Here is a 17,278-nt window from a genome sequence, read left to right on the forward strand (position 1 = left end):
TATCTTTATGCAGCCATCCCACCAGGTTCCTCTTATCTATAATCTGTTTCCTCGCCTGGCCGGCCCTTATGATCGCTGGATCTCGCACGCGGAACGGGCTGCAGGCATGGGGTTTAATTGGCTCTTTGTGAATCCCATTCATCTTCCGGGATTTTCGGGAAGTTTATATGCCATCAAAGAATATGATCTCCTGAATCCGGCATTTCTGCCGGAAGGGACTCAGGACCAGAGTCTTGATGTGTTACGCCCCACGCTTCAACGCATCGCCCAATGTGGCCTGGCCCCAATGGTGGATCTGGTCTTGAACCACACGGCCATCGATTCTTCCCTGGTGTCACAGCACCCCGACTGGTATATGCGGGATGGTCAGGGAAACGTTGAACATCCGTATGCGGTTGATCCTGATGACCCAGGCAAGAAAACGGTGTGGGGCGATTTAGCCGAAATTGATAATCGGCATTCTCCTGATCGGGAGCATCTCTGGGAGTTTTGGGGACAATTGGTTGACCGGTATCTTGAATTGGGGTTTCAGGGTTTTCGGTGTGACGCGGCCTATAAGGTTCCCGCTGAGTTGTGGCGTTTTCTTATTCACCGGGCCCAACGCCTGAATCCTGAGGCTGTCTTTTGGGCGGAAAATCTTGGTTGTACCCTGGAGCAGACGCGCGCGTTAGGAGACGCGGGATTTCACCTTTTTTGTAACAGCTCCAAATGGTGGAATTTCAAGGATGCCTGGTGCTTGAACCAACATCGCGAATTTCAAGCTATGCCGTCCATTGGGTTTCCTGAATCGCATGATACGCCGCGGCTGGCTGCGGAGTCAGGAGGAAATGAGGCGGTTCAACGCCAACGCTATGCCTTTGCCGCGCTGTTTTCCACCGGCCTTATGATCCCGATGGGGTATGAGTTTGGATTTCAGCGGTCCTTGCATGTGGTGGAGACCACTCTCGATGATTGGGAATCCCCCCGATGGGATTTACAAATTTTTATCCGTGCGGTGAATCACTGGAAGTTGAAGGTGCCGCTCTGGCAAGGGGAGGGGGATCTGGTTCAACGGTCGATGTCCAACCCCAACCTGTGCGTATTGGAGCGGCGGTCGTTGGAAAATCCCCACAGTTGGGCACTCCTCTGCCTCAATACTCATGCTCATGAGCCGGTTGATGTGGCCATCGGTGAGTTGGGCACTCTACCGTCTTCCCCCAGAATGTGGCGTGTCAGCTCGCTTGATCAGCATCCTGGTTCCCATTCCATCCCTGATCGGGTTGTGTTTCAGGCAGCCGAAGTCATTGTGATTACAGCCTTTTAAGTGTGGCCTTGAGATTGCAACTGAATAGAAGGGGCCGTAAAATGCTCTTTGCTTATTCACAGGGTTTTATTATGGGATTTTTGGGAAAGGACGAGAAGTATGTCAGAGCGGACGTTAGCGATTATTAAGCCTGATGCGGTGGCCAAACATGCGATTGGTGATATTATCCGCCGTTATGAAGAGGCCGGCTTGTTTCCGGTTGCGATGAAAATGATGCGGTTATCCAAAGGGGTAGCGGAGGGGTTTTATGCTGTGCATCGAGAGCGCCCCTTCTTTAATGACTTGACGACCTATATGAGTTCGGGGCCGGTGGTGGTTGTGGTTCTGGAAGGGAAAGACGCGGTCAAAGCGCACCGTGATCTGATGGGAGCGACCGATCCCAAAAAAGCCGATCCAGGTACCATTCGGGCTGTGCATGGGGCTTCTATTGAGGCTAATGCGGTGCATGGATCCGATTCCACGGAGAATGCTGAAATTGAGATTCGGTACTTTTTCGCAGAATCCAATCTGGGCTAGTGGAAGACCATCCTGACTGAGCCTGTATTTCTATCGTCCACTGACTCCGGTATGGTGCCCGCCGAAAACGGCGGGCATGTTTCTTTTTATAAATCTAGTGTATGGGTTTATGTTTTATGTCCTCCTAGTACCTATGGCCGTATGACAACATGGTTGAAAATGTGCAGTTTGCTGGTGTGTCTGGGGCTCATGGCCGGATGCGGTCGGACACGTCCTCCCCAGGGACCACCGGTGAGTGGGGCCATTCCTCCTCCTCCTGCGGTCGAATCTATGCCGGAGGATCGAGAGGAAGAATCCGTGTTATCCCCACCCGAAGTTCCTCCCGATATTCAACGGATTCATGCGCAACTCTTTCAGCAGTCCAAGGATCGTTTTGAGGAAAAAGCCTATCCTCAGGCCATCAGCGGACTGACGCGCTTGCTGGCGCTTCTGCCTGAAGAGCCCATTGAATTCCAAAGCCGATGGTTGCTGGCTCAAGCCTATCGTCAGGTCGGGGAATGGGAAGCTGCCAGGGATCAGTACCGCATACTCACGGTTGCTGGTAGCGCTAATCCTTACCAAGCCGGTGCTCAACTGCAGTTCAATGAACTTCAACGTTTACTTGAACAATTTACGATGCCTCCTCTCGACACTCAGGCCATCAGGCTAACCCTTGAACAATTGCCCGCCAGTGGAGGGTTTGACGAGGGAATTAAAAAGATGAAGGCCGATGGCATCACCACCCTGTTGATTGATTTGGGGTGTGAGGGAGCCGGATTCCACAGCGATCAACCGCGGACGACGAGGGCGCCTCGCCATCTGCTTGATCTCCAGACGCTCCTGCGCTCATATGTGGAACGCAGTCATCAGTTGCATCTGTTGGTGTATGTGGGAGTAAACCTCCGTTGTATTGGCAATTGGCATGATTCCCCTTTACCGGAATGGCGGGATGGCACATATAATACAACCACCCGCCAGGTTCAGAATTCCAGGTTTTTTGATATTTTTCATCCGGAGTATCAACGGTTTCTCGATCAATTTCTCACGCATCTTTCCGAGGAAAGCGTGGACGGTCTGGTGTTTCTCGACGATTATCCCATGGGGGTGTATGACGGGATGTCGCGGGAGGGATTGACCCGTTTTCAAAACGCCTTCGGAGTGAGTTTTGATCCCGTACGTACTTTTCAGCCTGGGTTTGATCCTCTCAGAGCATTGAAATTGTTGAGTCGATCAACCCAGCCTTCAGGCGCGCCTGTGGAAGATTCCGTGTTTTGGCGCTGGGCGGGGTGGAAAGCTCGTGAGCGATTGACTGTTGTTGAGCAGCTGATTGGCCAGCTTCGCAAACGCCATCTGACAGTTCAATGTGGCCTGGAGCTCCATCCCCATGGATTGACCGATCCGGTTCGGGCCCTGGTGGACTATGCCCAGGATGCGATGGAGGCCACCCGGCGCCCGTTTTCATTTTTCTTTGTGCGCCCGGAAATCGACAGGCACTCCTCGTCCGATCAACTGTCGGCGATTGAAAAGCTCCGGCGTATTTCGACGAAGGCCGTGTTAACCCGCTTGCTTCCCGTACTTGACGATCCGCGACGGGTTTGGGTGAGTATGCCGGCAGAGAGAGGAAAGCGCATTCTGCCGGGGACAGCCGGAGGCAGTGCCTCACTGCTCAATGAATTTCCTTCGGGAATCGGTGTCGTGCACGATCTTCGAGCATTTTCTTAAATGCTCCGGTAGGGTTTCCGTTGCATTGTGCTGGGAACACTTACTTCATGAGGGGCATGGGAGACATCAAAATATGAACGCTATCATCGTTTTGAACAAAAGGGGGTAGGAATGGAGCCACAGGATTTACGATTTCACAAGGAACACGAATGGATTCGAGTTGAAGGGAAAAAGGCGACCTTAGGCATTAGTCAATTTGCTCAGGATGCCCTGGGAGATGTGGTCTTTGTGGACGTTCCTAAAGTAGGAACCTCGCTGCAAGCTGAGGATCAATTGGGAGAAGTGGAGTCGACCAAAGCCACTTCGACCATTTACACGCCGGTCACCGGAAAAATTCTTCAAGTGAATACAGAACTTCAGGATCATCCCGAACTACTCAATCAGGATCCCTATGGGAAGGGGTGGATCGCGGTGCTGGAATTAGCCGATCCTGGTGAGGTGGATGGTTTGATGACGCCGGAGCAATACACGGCATTTTTAGCCTCACAGGAATCATGACCACCTCGCCCCACATTGTCATTATCGGATCAGGTCCTGGTGGGTATGTGGCGGCTATTCGCGCCGCGCAATTAGGGGCCAAGGTGACGATCCTTGAGGAACAGGTGCTTGGGGGGGTGTGCCTGAATTGGGGCTGTATTCCCAGTAAAACCCTGTTGGGCTTTATTGATCTTGGCGAACGGGTTCGGCATGCCCAGCCGTTTGGCCTCAACATTGAGGGGCCTGTGAGCTATGACCTTGCCCGCATGGTTGCACGTAAGGAGGAGGTGGTGCGTGGGCTTGTAAAGGGGATCGGCACCTTGTTGAAGCAGTGGAAAATTACCCACGTGCCGGGACGAGGAGAATTGGTGAATGACCGGCAGGTGCGGGTTACCCATCTTGATGGGTCCTCATCCACCATTGATGCCGATGCCATTATTCTTGCCACAGGTTCTTCCTGGCCTCAACTGCCTCAGTTTCCCATTGATGGCCAATGCGTGTTGACCAGTAAGGAGGCTCTGGATCTGACGGCGATTCCCAGGAGCATTGTGATTGTCGGTGGTGGGGTGGAAGGATGTGAGTTTGCCTGCTTGTTGAGCGGGCTGGGATCGGAAGTGAGTCTTGTCGAAATGATGCCTTCCGTGCTTCCTCTTGAGGATGAAGATACCATCTCCACCATGACGCGTGAGTTGAAAAAACGCAAGATTCAACTCTATCTCAAGACGCAGATTACGGATTGGGCGGCTGTTGATGGGGGAGTGCGAGCGACGCTGGCTTCGGGAGAAGAACTGGTGACAGACCACCTGCTGGTTTCGGTCGGGCGCCGTTTGAACTCCGGCCGGTTAGGGCTGGAGCAGGTTGGCGTGCAGGTGGGAACCAGGGGTGAGATTCTGGTCAATGAAAAAATGGAAACCTCCGTCCCCGGTATTTACGCGATTGGCGATGTGACGGGAAAATTCATGTTGGCGCATGTCGCCTCGGCTCAAGGAAAAGTGGCGGTCTCAAACGCGATGGGCCGGCCGCAGGCCATTAACTATGATGTCATTCCTGCAGGGATTTTTACCTTACCGGAAATCGGGCGTGTGGGACTGACTGAGGCCCAGGCCCGGGAACGCGGGTTGGCGGTTGCGGTTGGGCGATTCAAATATGCCGGTCTCGGAAAAGCACAGGCCGTTGGTGAGCCGTTTGGACATTTTAAAGTGATTTCGGATGAACAGACCAAGAAAATTCTTGGCGTCCATATTATTGGTGCGCATGCGGCGGACCTCATTCATGAAGCCGCCATGGCCATGCAGGGTGGGTTGACCGTCGAGGATCTCGCCAACATGATTCATGCGCATCCCACTTTTTCGGAAGGGTTGATGGAGGCAGCCGAGGATGTGGAGGGCATGGCCATTCACCAGGCGCGAAAGCGTTGATAATGCTCTGAAGCGTATTCATTGATTCAACATGAATGACATCGAACCGCAGAGGTCGCCCGCCAGCGTCCGGCAATTATCTGACAGGCATCCAGTCCAAATGTCCTGGGGAAGCTCTCTTTTATTGAAATTGGGCATGTTGGGGGTGGGGGTGTTTTTCGTTTACTGGGTGGGTTGGCCGCAAGCGCCTCTTTCTCCAGTTGTTCCCCTCCCAAAAACAGGTGTTCCGCCCTCACGCACCCTTCCTTCCGCTTCCGCGGGTGAACCTGAGGAGGTTGTGAGTGTGGCACCGCGTTCGGGGAGTCATGTCGTTTATCTTTCTCAGAAGGGGGAGGACGCAGAAGGTAGGCCATCCGGGGAAGTCGCGGGGGTTACCGTCGACTTGAATGACGGCACCTTAGCTGAATTAGAGCACCTTCCTGGTATTGGACCCATCCTGGCTGGACGAATCGTGGCACATCGAACGTCTCATGGAGCATTTCGACGCATTGAAGATTTGGCTCTGGTGCCGGGTATTGGGAAAAAACGGTTGGAGCAACTACGCCCCCTTGTTGGTGTCCGAGCCTCAACCATGGCGATAGGGATCGGGAGTTAATTTTTCACTTTCACATAGTGTGGCTTACAAGATGACAACTTCAGAAATCAACCGGCAGCTGGACCTTATTCTTCGAGGAACCGTGGAGGTCATTCAGCTCGACGAATTAAAAGCCAAATTAGCGGATTCGCTAAAAGAACAGCATCCTCTCAAGATTAAAGCCGGGTTTGATCCCACGGCGCCGGACCTGCATCTGGGTCATACCGTGTTAATCCAAAAACTCAAGCACTTTCAGGAGTTGGGCCATCAAGTTATTTTTCTCATCGGGGATTTTACCGGCATGATCGGTGATCCGACCGGGGTGTCGGAAACCCGGGTGGCGCTGACGAAAGAACAAGTACTGGCCAATGCGAAAACCTATGAACAACAGATTTTCAAAACCCTGGACCCCCAGAAAACCCGTATTGAATTTAATAGTCATTGGATGAGTGGCATGCGGGTGGAAAAGATGGTGGAGTTGTGTTCACATTATAGCGTGGCGCGCATGTTGGAGCGGGACGATTTCTCAAAACGATACCGGGAGCAAAAACATATTAGCGTCCATGAATTTCTGTATCCTTTGGTGCAGGGGTACGACTCGGTGGTGTTGGAAGCCGATGTGGAATTGGGTGGAACCGATCAGAAATTTAACCTTCTCGTGGGGCGTGACTTGCAGCGGGATTACGGCCAAAAACCGCAGGTGGTGCTCACCATGCCGTTGTTAGAAGGCACGGATGGGGTCCGGAAGATGAGTAAGAGCTTTGGCAATTATATCGCTCTGGAAGATCGTCCGGCAGACATGTTCGGTAAGCTGATGTCTATTAGCGATGTCCTGATGCTGCGCTATTACGAACTGTTGACGGTCCGCAATTTGGATGAGGTTAAGCGTCAACATCCGATGGAGGCCAAAATGGCCCTGGCCGAGCAGATTGTTGGACAATATCACGGAAGGGATGCCGTTGAAGAGGCCAAGGCTGATTTTCAACAGCGATTTCAAAAACGGGATTTTCCCGATGAGCCGGATGCCCATGTAAAACTTTCACCAACGGATTTCAACAATTCCCAGGATTATTCTATGCCTGTTGTTGACCTCCTGATGCGGACGGGTTTAGTGCCCAGTAAATCTGAGGCCAGGCGGCTCGTTTCCCAGGGTGGGATCCAGGTGGACGGAGAAAAGCTTGCGGACCCAAACGGAATGATGACCTTCGAGCCTGGCCGATCCTATCCGATAAAAATCGGTAAGCGAAAATTTGCGATCATTGAATTCAGGGAATAGATTCGTCCGGATATATTCAGGAGTGACTGGCTTTGGCGGCTGGGCCCCTACAGCCACTCTCAAAGTTTTTGTACCTTGACTAAGACTCAGCCCGCACCTAGAATGCGAGTCCTGATCTCGTGAGCGGGCGTAGCTCAGTGGTAGAGTCCTTGCTTCCCAAGCAAGTTGTCGGGGGTTCAAATCCCCTCGCCCGCTCCAATTCAATCCACTACTTTCCTCTTCTTCTTCGGGCTTAGGGTTCCGAACCTTCCCGGTTTGTGCCACGGTGGGGAATTCAGGAAAATGTTTGACGGATACTGGGTCCAGGAACAACCACAGGCTGTCATGGCCAATTATCTACGGTGCTCGAAATAATCCATCCTGCTTTCCCCTCTCATTGTGATAGCTGAGGCTTCCAAGGCCATCTGTCTCAGCTTTTTGTCAATCATCCTAAGATAGACTTTATATTATTGATGACCCCGACCATTGCTGCACGCTCAACCATTTGTCACCCTCAAGACAGCACTGCCTGATCAGGGGAATACCAGCGGTCCTTGCAATTGGGCCGTGGATAAGGCTGGAACCAAAAGGGCGACGCTAGTTCAAATAGGGAATTGTAGGGGTATGGCTTAAGGGGTTCACTCAATCCTGTATGGATAAGTGGCGCAACGAGAGTAGGTGCGTCAACAAGGATCATTCAGGCTTGAGGAGGATTTCCTAATGCAATGTGGACTTCAGATTTTACCGGATGCCGTTGTTATTCGCATATTGGGCTTGCCGGATCATTCTCTCGGGGAGATGTTTGAAAAGGCAGCAGCGCGAGCGATAAGTCTGGACTATCGAAAAGTCCTTGTTGATTTTTCTGATGTGGAATCCATGGGCCCCATGGGGCTGACTTTTTGTGGGTATGGGCTCTATCACCTTCAGCAATTACGTATTCCTGTCGCACTGATTCAACCTCCGGCCTCGCTCCTTCCTGTTCTTTGCCGGCATGGGATGAAAGAGTTTCCGGCAGTCCTTTCCCATGAATATGATGTCAGAACGCTGAATTAATTCGCATGCTCTCCTGCGGTGGAAACCAATCGCTCATTGCAGCCCCAAGGGTTTTGAAACAATTCGGTTTGACAGAAAGACCAGAAAAAAAAGGGACTTGGCTATGCCAAGTCCCTTTCTCAAATTACACAAAATTTACGCGTTAGAGTTGCCGTAGTGCAGTCACTCTGGCTTCAATCGGCGGGTGGGTCGCAAATATCTGCATGAAACTATGCGATTTCCCCGATATTTTCATCGTAGCCAACGCGTCTTGTGAGCTATATTCAAATTGGGTTCGTTGCACCCACCGATCAATGCCCTCAAGAGCAGAGATCATATGTTCCTTGCCTACGGTGTTGGCCGCGAAGCGGTCGGCTGCAAATTCCCGACGGCGGGACCACCAGCTAATGGGAATCATTGCCAGTACGGAGAGAACAATTTGCAAAACGATATACACTCCAAATCCTAGAGCCTCATTACGTTCCGCTACCTGCCGATAGATAAACCGGCTAATAAAGTAGACAAAGGTATTCATCAGACCTGCTAATACGGTTGTGGTAAACATATCCCCGTTATAGACATGGCCCATTTCATGAGCAAGGACGGCTCGCACTTCACCTTCATTCAGGTTGTTGAGCAGGCCCGTCGATACGGCCACCATCGAGTTGTTTCTTGTGGGCCCGGTGGCAAATGCATTGGGGTCTGGCGATTCATAAATCCAGACTTCCGGCATGGAAATGTTTAGCTTTTCAGATATTTTTTGGACTGTGTCAAACACGAGTCTTTCCGCCTGGGTTCGCGGTTCTGTGATTTGGGTACAGTCTATAAAAGCCCTGGCCATTTGCTTGGAAAAGGCCAAACTGATGAAGGCACCACCAAATCCAATGACAAATGCCCATAACAGATCCTGTTGAGCAATTGATCCTCGAAGATCGATTCCGAAGGCCGGGAGAATCATCTCCGACAACACGGTAAACGAGATTGAGAGGGTGATAAAGATGAGGATATTGGCAATCAGTAATAGACCAATTCCCTTAAGTTTTTTCATAGACAATCTCCCTTAATTGTTCCACGTCTGCTTGTGGAAGCACGCTAATGTGTTCGACTTCATGAATAATGCAATGATTCCTTTATGAGGGTCCTCAAAACGACTCTTGGGATTCAACATGTTGGAAGATAACACCTTTTCCTTGAGAGTCAAGAGAGAGAAAGACGTGACCCTCATCTGGAAAAACGTTATGATAACCCTCCTGATGAGGAGATCATTTATTCTAGACATTTTTTCTGTAAATTATTATACACGATTACTATTGGGTTTTGTGGTGGTGATGGGCTATGGGATTTTTTCCGACCCTCTATACGCTCAATCGTCGCCGTCTTCCCTGCCTCCCGTTGAGGAACCTTTCGGCCAACAGGTGATGATCAGAATGGAAAGTTATACCTTTACGCCATCGGAAGTGGTGGTGAAAGCTGGTAAACCGCTGACACTGACTCTGAGTAATCAATCCTTTTTGGTTCCTCATAATTTTTTGCTGGATGACCCCAGCGGCATCCGTCTGGTGGACATGGATATTTCCAGCGGCGATACGAAAGCTGTCACCCTCACGTTGACCGAATCCGGCATTTATCCTTTTTATTGCGATAAACAGCTTCTGTTCTTTCCCACGCATCGTGAGCAAGGGATGGAAGGCCGTCTCATCGCTCGCTAGCTTATGCACTTTTCTCCACCGGATCAACATCTTCTTGGTGAGGTGCTCAAGCGGGTTTCCCGCTCCTTTTATTTAACCCTGGCTATCCTGCCGCGCGCGGTTCGTTCGCAAATTGGTCTGGCCTATTTGTTGGCGAGAGCTGCGGACACGATCGCCGATACGGGAAAACTGGAGAATGTGATCCGGCTGGAATGTTTACGTCTGTTAAAAGGGCAGCTGTGGGGAAGTACCGCCGATTTGGCACAAATCAAAAAAATTCAGGCGCAAGTCCTCATGAACCAGAGTAATCCTGATGAGCGTCGTTTATTGGAAGAATTGGAGGGGTGTTTCCGAATTTACCAAAAATTTAGTCCAACCGACCGGTCTCAGATTGCGCAGGTTCTGGCGGTGCTGATTGGAGGAATGGAATTTGACCTCCACCACTTTCCCCAAAAATCGGAAGGGCAGGCGGTACGCGCCTTACAGGCGATCCATGATTTTGAATATTACACCTATGCGGTTGCAGGATGTGTGGGAGAGTTTTGGACGAAGATGGTGTGCAGCCACCTTCCGGGATTTCGAGTGTGGGATCAGACCTGCATGATTCCTCTTGCTATTCGCTACGGGAAGGGGTTGCAAATGGTCAATATTCTGAGGGATTTGCCACAGGATTTGAGGAATGGGCGGTGTTATATCCCGACAGTGTTGCTGAATCAGGTATCTCTTTCTCCCCAGCAACTGCTCGACGAATCCTCTGCACAGGCGTTTCGCCCCCTCTTCAGAAAATTGATTCAAGAAGCGCGAGATCATTTAGATCAGGGATGGCGCTATACAATGGCCATTCCCCGCCTGGAGATTCGCCTGCGGTTAGCCTGCATGTGGCCGATTTTGATCGGGATCCGTACCTTACAACAGTTGTCGGTGTCTCCGCTTGTGCTAAGTCCGAACTCACCCATCAAAATTGCACGGAGTGATGTCTATCAAATCGTGGCGTCAACCGGACTCACCGGTGGCTGTGGTACTGTGGGTACGGCCTATTGGGGATATTGGAGGAAACGTATTATTTAAATTACTCTTGCTTCGGTAGGAGAAGTTTTTCGCCCTTGCGGAAGACACCGTAAATGGCCTGAGACGGACAGGCATCCAGGCAGAGACGGCATGATTCCATGCACCGTGACGAATCGAATTTGTAGGGCGGAGTCGAGAGCCAGGCTCCTGTCGGACAGATTGGAATGCAGATCGCATTGTGAGTGCAACGGTCCGGATGTCGGACCAAGTGGTCTCTTCTCACCATCATAGGGCTCACTCCTTCAAAAAGGGCTCCGGAAAACATTTCAAGCATATTCATTGTGATTGCTGATTCTCCCTGTCCCATTGTTTAACCAGATCCTGAATGCGCGATTTGAGTTCAGGAATTCGATCAAGGTTGTTATCAATGGCATTCAAAATATTCTCTAACCTGGCCATGCGGCCCAATTCCTGATCCATCTGTGTCAAATGATCGTATTCCCTAAATGCGCCTGCATGAACGGATTCAAGATGTGGGCGAGCGGCTGCGAGTCCCGCGGTCACCATTCGCGGTTCGTCATGAAGGGGGGGCGTGACAACAAATCGACCTTCGGATAAGAGGAGGACGGTATGCGGAGCATGTCCGGGAATTGGAAGGACCTGTTCAATGGTGGCTCCGATTCCCTGGTCCCAGGAGGAGAGCCAGCCGGGAAAGGACTTTAAAAATGCCACTTTTCGTAAGTTGGCTTTCCATTTGTCTTCATTGCCCATAAGATGAAGGCCACGCGCCAGGTTGTGGCGACAGGTTTAGGGGACCAGTAGTTTGTGTGTGAAAGGATAAGGCATTAGGATTTGACAATGGGTAACGAACCATTTTTCCCTGGCATCAGGAGCCGTTCCACAATTTCCCCCTTACCGATATGTCGCTCCATGATTTCAGTGACATCAGCTTCCTGGCCAACCCAATACCAGACGCCTTCGGGATAGATGACGACGCTCGGTCCATACTCACATTGGTCTAAACATCCGGCTTTGTTTGCCCGGACAATACCTTTTAATCCTAAGCGCTCGACTTCTTTTTTAAAGAAAGCATGTAATCCGACGGATCCCAAGGCTGCGCAACATCCTCGTGGATCTCCCTTGGGCCGTTCATTGATGCATACGAAAATATGATGCGTGAATTTACTCATATCCGTTAAATTCTCATGAAAATAACCGAAAAAGCAAAGGGAAAATAAAAAGCCGATCTTACCTGAGGATTCAGGAACCTGTCCAGGTCACGGGACCAGGTCGGCTGGAACGTCCTCGTATTTATTGGATGAAACGCAGATACTGAGTCAATAGGATGTGGGCCGAATCAGGGCCACAAAGAGGTGAAAGGGGTTAAGAATATGGTGATTGGGGTCCCAAAAGAAATTAAGGATCATGAATTTCGTGTGGCATTGACTCCTCATGGCGTAAGGGAATTATGTGATCGGGGACATCGGGTCGTCATTCAACAGGGAGCCGGGGAGGGGAGTGGGTTCAGTGATGACCTCTATCAGCAAGCCGGTGCAGTCCTGGCCCAAACGATGGAAGCCACGTATGGAGAGGCCCAGCTTATTGTGAAGGTCAAGGAACCGCAGTCCGAAGAGTGGAGTTTTCTGAGGCAAGATCATGTGGTCTTTACTTACTTGCATCTGGCGGCTTCCAAAGCCTTGACAGAGGCTTTGCTGACGATCGGGTGCGCAGCCATTGCCTACGAAACGACCGAAGATGCAACGGGACAATTTCCGCTCTTGCGTCCCATGAGTGAAATTGCCGGACGAATGTCGGTGCAAATTGGGGCACATTATTTGGAAAAGCAACGCGGAGGTTCCGGAGTCTTGTTAGGTGGAGTGCCCGGAGTTCCGCCAGGAGAGGTCGTGGTCGTGGGTTCGGGTGTCGTGGGAACCTCTGCCGTCAAGATTGCGGTGGGGATGGGAGCTAGCGTCACGGTGTTAAGTCTGGATCTATGGCAGTTACGCATGTTGGAAGACCATTATCCCGGTCGTCTCGCCACAGTGGCTTCCACCCAGTCCATGATTCACCACTTTCTCGCCCGTGCAGATCTTGTGATTGGAGCCGTGTATCTTCCTGCGGCACGAACGCCCCGGGTGATCACGAGAGACATGATTTCTGACATGAAATCGGGATCAGTGATAGTCGATGTATCGGTTGATCAGGGTGGGTGTGCGGAGACGACACGTCCGACCACACATAGTGATCCGGTCTATGTCATTGATGAAGTCCTGCATTATGCCGTCGCAAATATTCCTGGAATTGTGCCCTATACATCGACTTTAGCCTTGACCAACGCCACGCTACCTTTTATAGTCCAGCTGGTCGAAGAAGGGTTGGAAGGTTCCCTGCGCAACCATCCTGGCTTACGAAATGGATTGAACGTGTTCCATGGTCGTGTGACATGCCAAGCCGTTGCTGATGCCCATGGATTACCGTATGAGCCTTTTCCTTCTTGATCAGTAGACTCGTAAAGATCGGGGCGTAGCGCAGACCGGTAGCGCACCGCGTTCGGGACGCGGGGGTCGGAGGTTCAAATCCTCTCGCCCCGACCAGTAACCAATATTCCACTGATTGTTTTTCTCCTACAGTGGTTTTCTGTTTTTTACATATCTATCAACAGCGAGAGTGTCTCACGCCAATTTTTTGGGGAGACATTCGTCCTGTAGGACACGAATTTTCTTCGAAGCAGCGAGACCACACAATGACCAATGAGGGTTGAATCGTGGATGGAGAGGGGGCGTTTCTAAGAAAAAGAAACGAATTAGTCAGATGGATAGCCTAGGATTCATTGGCGGGGGGATCGGTCTATGTCTCGCGAGTGTGGCGCTCTGGTCCGTTCGGCGACTCCATCAGGAGCTTATACGCCTGAAAAGTGAGCAATATAACCTGGAGCGGAAGGTTGGCACGCTTTCTGGAAAAATTGAAGCGGTCGTAGAGCCTTTACGCATCCAGACGGCACTCTTGGCTCGAGGTCAGCGCGTCTCCGATACGCTGATTAGAAATGGCCTCTTGTATCACGAGATTTCCGGCGCGGATGCAGCTCAACTGCTGGCGTCATCTTCGGGTTCATCGAAAGTCTTCGTGTTGGATGTCCGCACCAAAGCCGAATTTGCCAAACAGCGAATTCCGGGAGCGACATTAATTCCCGTTGAGGATTTAGAGACGCGGTACCAGGCGGAACTTCCGCTTGAATCTGATAAAATCCTGGTGTATTGCGCAGGTGGTGATCGGAGCCGTCTTGCCTCCGATTTTCTGAGTCGACATAATTATCCCAATATTTATCTTCTGAAAAATGGATTACAAGGGTGGACGGGCCCCCTCGAAGGGGATTCAAGTGGAGCCCTCATTCAAATATTGTCTAAATCACGGGTGTCTTCACCTTCTGTTGAATAGATCCACGTATTCATCGTGTAAGGAATGGAATTATGCAGTCTGATTTAATTGTCTTGAATGTGATGGGTCCTTATCGGGAACCACGCGAGCCGGCCTTTTCCTACGATTACTCCGTTCAGCGACCTGATTGGGCAACCGCACAGGGAGTCAGAGTGAAGGTCTCGATTGAAATGGAACTGGACTATTTGAAAAATTCGATTCTGGGCATCGTGGGCGGATCAGTCGGGCAACAGCTTCGGATTAATCAAATCCTTTCTCGAGCCATTGCAGATAAAAAGCTTGAGATTGCCGACGCGGATGGATTGCTGGCTGATCGCCTGGATGTGATGATCGGGCCTTTTACAGGTGACTCCATTTCTCTGTTTGCCGAGCTGGATCAGTGGATGAAGGCTGAACAGACTGTCCTGCGGAAAGCTATCCACGATCAGACGGGACTCTAAGAACCGGAGAAATTGTGAGACGGGAATCAGTCTCCGCCGGAGGGAGAGACCCGTCGTCCCTTCGCATATCTCAAATGTATTAGAAGACGCGCTGATAGCGCTTTGAATACACCCCTGTCTCGTCTTCACCAAACCCCAGGGACGCACGCTCTGGTGAGTTTTTATTGTACAGGTCAATCGCATAGTGGCCGCGGACATTTTCCATAGCCACTTCATAGGGAATGGAGCTGGGATAAAATTCCCCGGGGGCATGAGCCCCCCGGCCTAAGGCCTTGGCTGATTCGGGCACGCCGTATTGGGCTTCCGAAAAAATATAGATATCCGCAATGGCGAATTCACCGAGTTTGTCTCCCGGTGTGGTGGGTGGCAAAAGGGTGTCCAGCGCATTTTCCAGACGGGCTTTTTGAAAATGTTGCAACAGCGCGACCACCTGACTGTCGGTGGTGGCCGGAGGAACCAGAATGGTAATGGCTTTCATGTCGGTGACGGTTCCGGTCGCCTCATAGGAGGGAATGAGATCAGTCGATACGATGTTGTGGAGACCCACAGGGGTCTTGGGCGTGGTTCCCGGTCCCTGATTGGGTAAATTTTTGGATTTAGGAATGATGAGCGTAATAAACAGCCATAACCCAAAAATGACGCCAAACACGACGATAAGGGGGTGAATGCCTACCCGTCGACCCTCTGTCGGTTCTTCTTCCTGGCTCACGTTGTGGCTCCTTCGATGCTTTCGGTAATCTGCGGGGCTTGACGCTCCAGATGTTTAGCCGCGTCCCACCATTTGTCGAGTTGCGGAAGCGTATAGTCGCGAAGCTCCTTCCCTTCCAACGCAGCTTGTGATTCAACGAAATGAAACCTGGAGATAAATTTATTGGTGGCACGGCGTAAGGCCTCTTCAGGATTGACTCGAAGGAACCGGGAGACATTGACTAACGCAAAGAACACGTCCCCCAACTCTTCTTCAATGGTGCTTTGAACCGTCGGGTTTTCTGGTTGAAGCGTCCCTTCCGAAGACGATGAAATACTTTCCGCCGCGGCAGCATATAATTCATTCAATTCTTCTTTGAATTTCTCCAAGGCCGGCTCAATGGCCTCCCAATCAAATCCTGCGCGAGAGGCGCGTTTTTGGACCTGAAAGGCACGCTGAAGGGCTGGAGCGATTTTGGGAATCCCTTGCAAAAGCGATTGAGGTCCCGGTTGCGTGGCTTGTTCTTGTTGTTTGAGTTGATCCCATTGCCGGCTCACATCTTGGGCTGTTGTGACAGGTGAAGCATCGGAGGTTTGTTGAAAAACATGGGGGTGACGTCGAATCAATTTATCGGCTAACCCGTTGGCCACGTCATGAAATGAAAATTGATTCTGTTCTGAGGCAATTTGTGTGTGAAACATGATCTGAAGCAAAAGATCTCCCAATTCCTCCTTGAGAGCGGAAGGCTTCCCGGCATCTATGGCTTCCAGTACCTCATACGTTTCCTCAAGAAGATGAGGTTTGAGGGACTGGCTCGTTTGTTCACGGTCCCAAGGGCAGCCGTCGGGTCCACGCAATCTGGACATGATCGCCAATAAATCCGACACACATGTTGCCGGAGAAGCAGAGGGAAAAGTATCCGGAGATGATTCATTCATGAGACTGCCAAGAGTATCGAGAAGGTGCGATGGCATTATACCCGTTTTCTCTCTCAGTGTAAGGCCTTGATTCTTGATCGAGGCCATTGGTTAGTGCTAGTGTTTTCCCACTACAGGAGGTGTCCGATGAGCGAAGAAGAACCAGGGTTTGTGATTCGGGATAAACGCGGGCGATCGGAGCCACAGGCTTCTCCTCCTCCACCACCGCCAGAGTCTTCAATGGCGCAACCCCGTTCTTCGGCAGAATCATCCCATGCGCCTCATCCTCCCTTGTCATTTTCCTCGTTTGTGTTTTCCCTCGGAACCTCTTCTCTCATGCTAATGGGAGAGTCTTTGGATCCTCAACAGCCCGCACCGCCCATGAATCTCCCCCAAGCCAAGGAAATTGTAGATATTTTATCTTTGCTGGAAGAGAAGACCAAAGGAAACCTTACGTCTGAAGAAGCGTCCGTCTTAGGAGACATGCTCTATACCCTGCGGATGAAATATGTCAGCGTCACGTCAGGGAAGGGCAGTACGGTTTCTCCCTAACTCCTGGCGAACCCTCTTTCTTCCCGCAAGCTTCCAGGCGAGTGCTGCTCAATTCGCCCATAGGCAGGCAGACTAATCGATAGTGGGGATGTGGTCGCGCCTTGCGCTGTTCCTGTTCTTGATCAATAATGATCATAGTTGACTGGCCTTTGGATGATATTCTCCCGCTGACACGCCGTGAACCTTCTCTCAGAACCGCTCACTGAAGCCCGGAAATTTCCTCGAACGGGACTACCGTCCGCATCGAACGAGCCGGGTGCTCCTTCCCACAGTT

At 51.2% G+C, this 17,278-nt stretch carries 19 protein-coding genes and 2 tRNA genes; 16 read left to right on the forward strand and 5 right to left on the reverse strand.

All coding sequences use genetic code 11. The annotated features are described in order from the left end of the window. Positions 1-7: 7 nt before the first annotated feature. The 9 genes from H6750_07220 to H6750_07260 all read left to right on the forward strand — a co-directional run bounded on the left by H6750_07220 (position 8) and on the right by H6750_07260 (position 8,297). A complete protein-coding gene (locus H6750_07220; GenBank protein MCB9774105.1) occupies positions 8-1,303 on the forward strand; it encodes an alpha-amylase in 1,296 nt (431 codons plus the stop codon). A gap of 99 nt (positions 1,304-1,402) precedes the next feature. Continuing rightward, the gene (gene ndk, locus H6750_07225) at positions 1,403-1,819 is read left to right on the forward strand and encodes a nucleoside-diphosphate kinase (GenBank protein MCB9774106.1); all 417 of its coding nucleotides are present in this window, start codon (positions 1,403-1,405) and stop codon (positions 1,817-1,819) included. Between the two features lie 141 nt (positions 1,820-1,960). Further along, positions 1,961-3,520, forward strand: coding sequence for a hypothetical protein (locus H6750_07230; protein MCB9774107.1), 1,560 nt, complete (start codon positions 1,961-1,963; stop codon positions 3,518-3,520). Between the two features lie 111 nt (positions 3,521-3,631). Further along, positions 3,632-4,018: a glycine cleavage system protein GcvH gene (gene gcvH / locus H6750_07235; protein ID MCB9774108.1), complete on the forward strand. Its 387-nt coding sequence runs from the start codon at positions 3,632-3,634 to the stop codon at positions 4,016-4,018. Beyond that, complete coding sequence (lpdA, locus tag H6750_07240; protein MCB9774109.1) at positions 4,015-5,415, forward strand: dihydrolipoyl dehydrogenase; 1,401 nt, start codon at positions 4,015-4,017, stop codon at positions 5,413-5,415. Before gcvH ends, lpdA begins: the two co-directional genes overlap by 4 nt. 283 nt (positions 5,416-5,698) lie before the next feature. Continuing rightward, positions 5,699-6,010, forward strand: coding sequence for a helix-hairpin-helix domain-containing protein (locus H6750_07245; protein ID MCB9774110.1), 312 nt, complete (start codon positions 5,699-5,701; stop codon positions 6,008-6,010). Between the two features lie 31 nt (positions 6,011-6,041). Beyond that, the gene (locus H6750_07250; protein ID MCB9774111.1) at positions 6,042-7,265 is read left to right on the forward strand and encodes a tyrosine--tRNA ligase; all 1,224 of its coding nucleotides are present in this window, start codon (positions 6,042-6,044) and stop codon (positions 7,263-7,265) included. 123 nt (positions 7,266-7,388) lie between these two features. After that, positions 7,389-7,463, forward strand: a tRNA-Gly gene (locus tag H6750_07255). 501 nt (positions 7,464-7,964) lie between these two features. Next, the gene (locus H6750_07260) at positions 7,965-8,297 is read left to right on the forward strand and encodes a hypothetical protein (GenBank protein MCB9774112.1); all 333 of its coding nucleotides are present in this window, start codon (positions 7,965-7,967) and stop codon (positions 8,295-8,297) included. Positions 8,298-8,439: 142 nt separating this feature from the next. Here the strand turns inward: H6750_07260 and htpX are convergent, their stop codons facing one another. Further along, positions 8,440-9,324 (reverse strand): protease HtpX, encoded by an 885-nt coding sequence (htpX, locus tag H6750_07265; protein MCB9774113.1) that lies wholly within the window; start codon positions 9,322-9,324, stop codon positions 8,440-8,442. Between the two features lie 205 nt (positions 9,325-9,529). On the opposite strand from htpX, the gene H6750_07270 reads away from it, so the two are divergent. Both H6750_07270 and H6750_07275 read left to right on the forward strand, forming a co-directional pair. Further along, positions 9,530-9,985, forward strand: a complete 456-nt coding sequence (locus tag H6750_07270; protein MCB9774114.1) for a cupredoxin domain-containing protein — start codon at positions 9,530-9,532, stop codon at positions 9,983-9,985. Between the two features lie 3 nt (positions 9,986-9,988). After that, positions 9,989-11,032, forward strand: a complete 1,044-nt coding sequence (locus H6750_07275; GenBank protein MCB9774115.1) for a squalene/phytoene synthase family protein — start codon at positions 9,989-9,991, stop codon at positions 11,030-11,032. A gap of 276 nt (positions 11,033-11,308) precedes the next feature. On the opposite strand, the gene H6750_07280 is transcribed toward H6750_07275, so the two are convergent. Both H6750_07280 and H6750_07285 read right to left on the reverse strand, forming a co-directional pair. After that, complete coding sequence (locus H6750_07280) at positions 11,309-11,743, reverse strand: hypothetical protein (protein ID MCB9774116.1); 435 nt, start codon at positions 11,741-11,743, stop codon at positions 11,309-11,311. A 74-nt stretch (positions 11,744-11,817) separates the two neighbouring features. Then, complete coding sequence (locus H6750_07285; GenBank protein MCB9774117.1) at positions 11,818-12,162, reverse strand: (2Fe-2S) ferredoxin domain-containing protein; 345 nt, start codon at positions 12,160-12,162, stop codon at positions 11,818-11,820. A 201-nt stretch (positions 12,163-12,363) separates the two neighbouring features. Between H6750_07285 and ald the strand changes: the two genes are divergently transcribed. From ald to H6750_07305, 4 genes are all read left to right on the forward strand, one after another. Further along, a complete protein-coding gene (gene ald, locus H6750_07290; GenBank protein MCB9774118.1) occupies positions 12,364-13,470 on the forward strand; it encodes an alanine dehydrogenase in 1,107 nt (368 codons plus the stop codon). Positions 13,471-13,489: 19 nt separating this feature from the next. Then, positions 13,490-13,566: transfer RNA gene (locus H6750_07295), tRNA-Pro, on the forward strand. Between the two features lie 217 nt (positions 13,567-13,783). Continuing rightward, positions 13,784-14,407 (forward strand): rhodanese-like domain-containing protein, encoded by a 624-nt coding sequence (locus H6750_07300; GenBank protein ID MCB9774119.1) that lies wholly within the window; start codon positions 13,784-13,786, stop codon positions 14,405-14,407. A gap of 32 nt (positions 14,408-14,439) precedes the next feature. Further along, positions 14,440-14,847, forward strand: coding sequence for a hypothetical protein (locus H6750_07305; GenBank protein MCB9774120.1), 408 nt, complete (start codon positions 14,440-14,442; stop codon positions 14,845-14,847). Positions 14,848-14,926: 79 nt separating this feature from the next. On the opposite strand, the gene H6750_07310 is transcribed toward H6750_07305, so the two are convergent. Both H6750_07310 and mazG read right to left on the reverse strand, forming a co-directional pair. Continuing rightward, the gene (locus tag H6750_07310) at positions 14,927-15,556 is read right to left on the reverse strand and encodes a hypothetical protein (GenBank protein MCB9774121.1); all 630 of its coding nucleotides are present in this window, start codon (positions 15,554-15,556) and stop codon (positions 14,927-14,929) included. Next, on the reverse strand, positions 15,553-16,473 hold the full coding sequence (gene mazG / locus H6750_07315; GenBank protein ID MCB9774122.1) for a nucleoside triphosphate pyrophosphohydrolase: 921 nt from the start codon (positions 16,471-16,473) through the stop codon (positions 15,553-15,555). Before mazG ends, H6750_07310 begins: the two co-directional genes overlap by 4 nt. Positions 16,474-16,599: 126 nt before the next feature. Here mazG and H6750_07320 point away from each other — a divergent pair, with 126 nt between their 5' ends. Beyond that, positions 16,600-17,004 carry a DUF1844 domain-containing protein gene (locus H6750_07320; protein MCB9774123.1) on the forward strand — a complete coding sequence of 135 codons (405 nt, stop codon included), beginning with the start codon at positions 16,600-16,602 and terminating at the stop codon, positions 17,002-17,004. Positions 17,005-17,278: the final 274 nt, after the last annotated feature.

The sequence above is a fragment of the Nitrospiraceae bacterium genome, from assembly GCA_020632595.1.
Lineage (GTDB): Bacteria > Nitrospirota > Nitrospiria > Nitrospirales > UBA8639 > Nitrospira_E.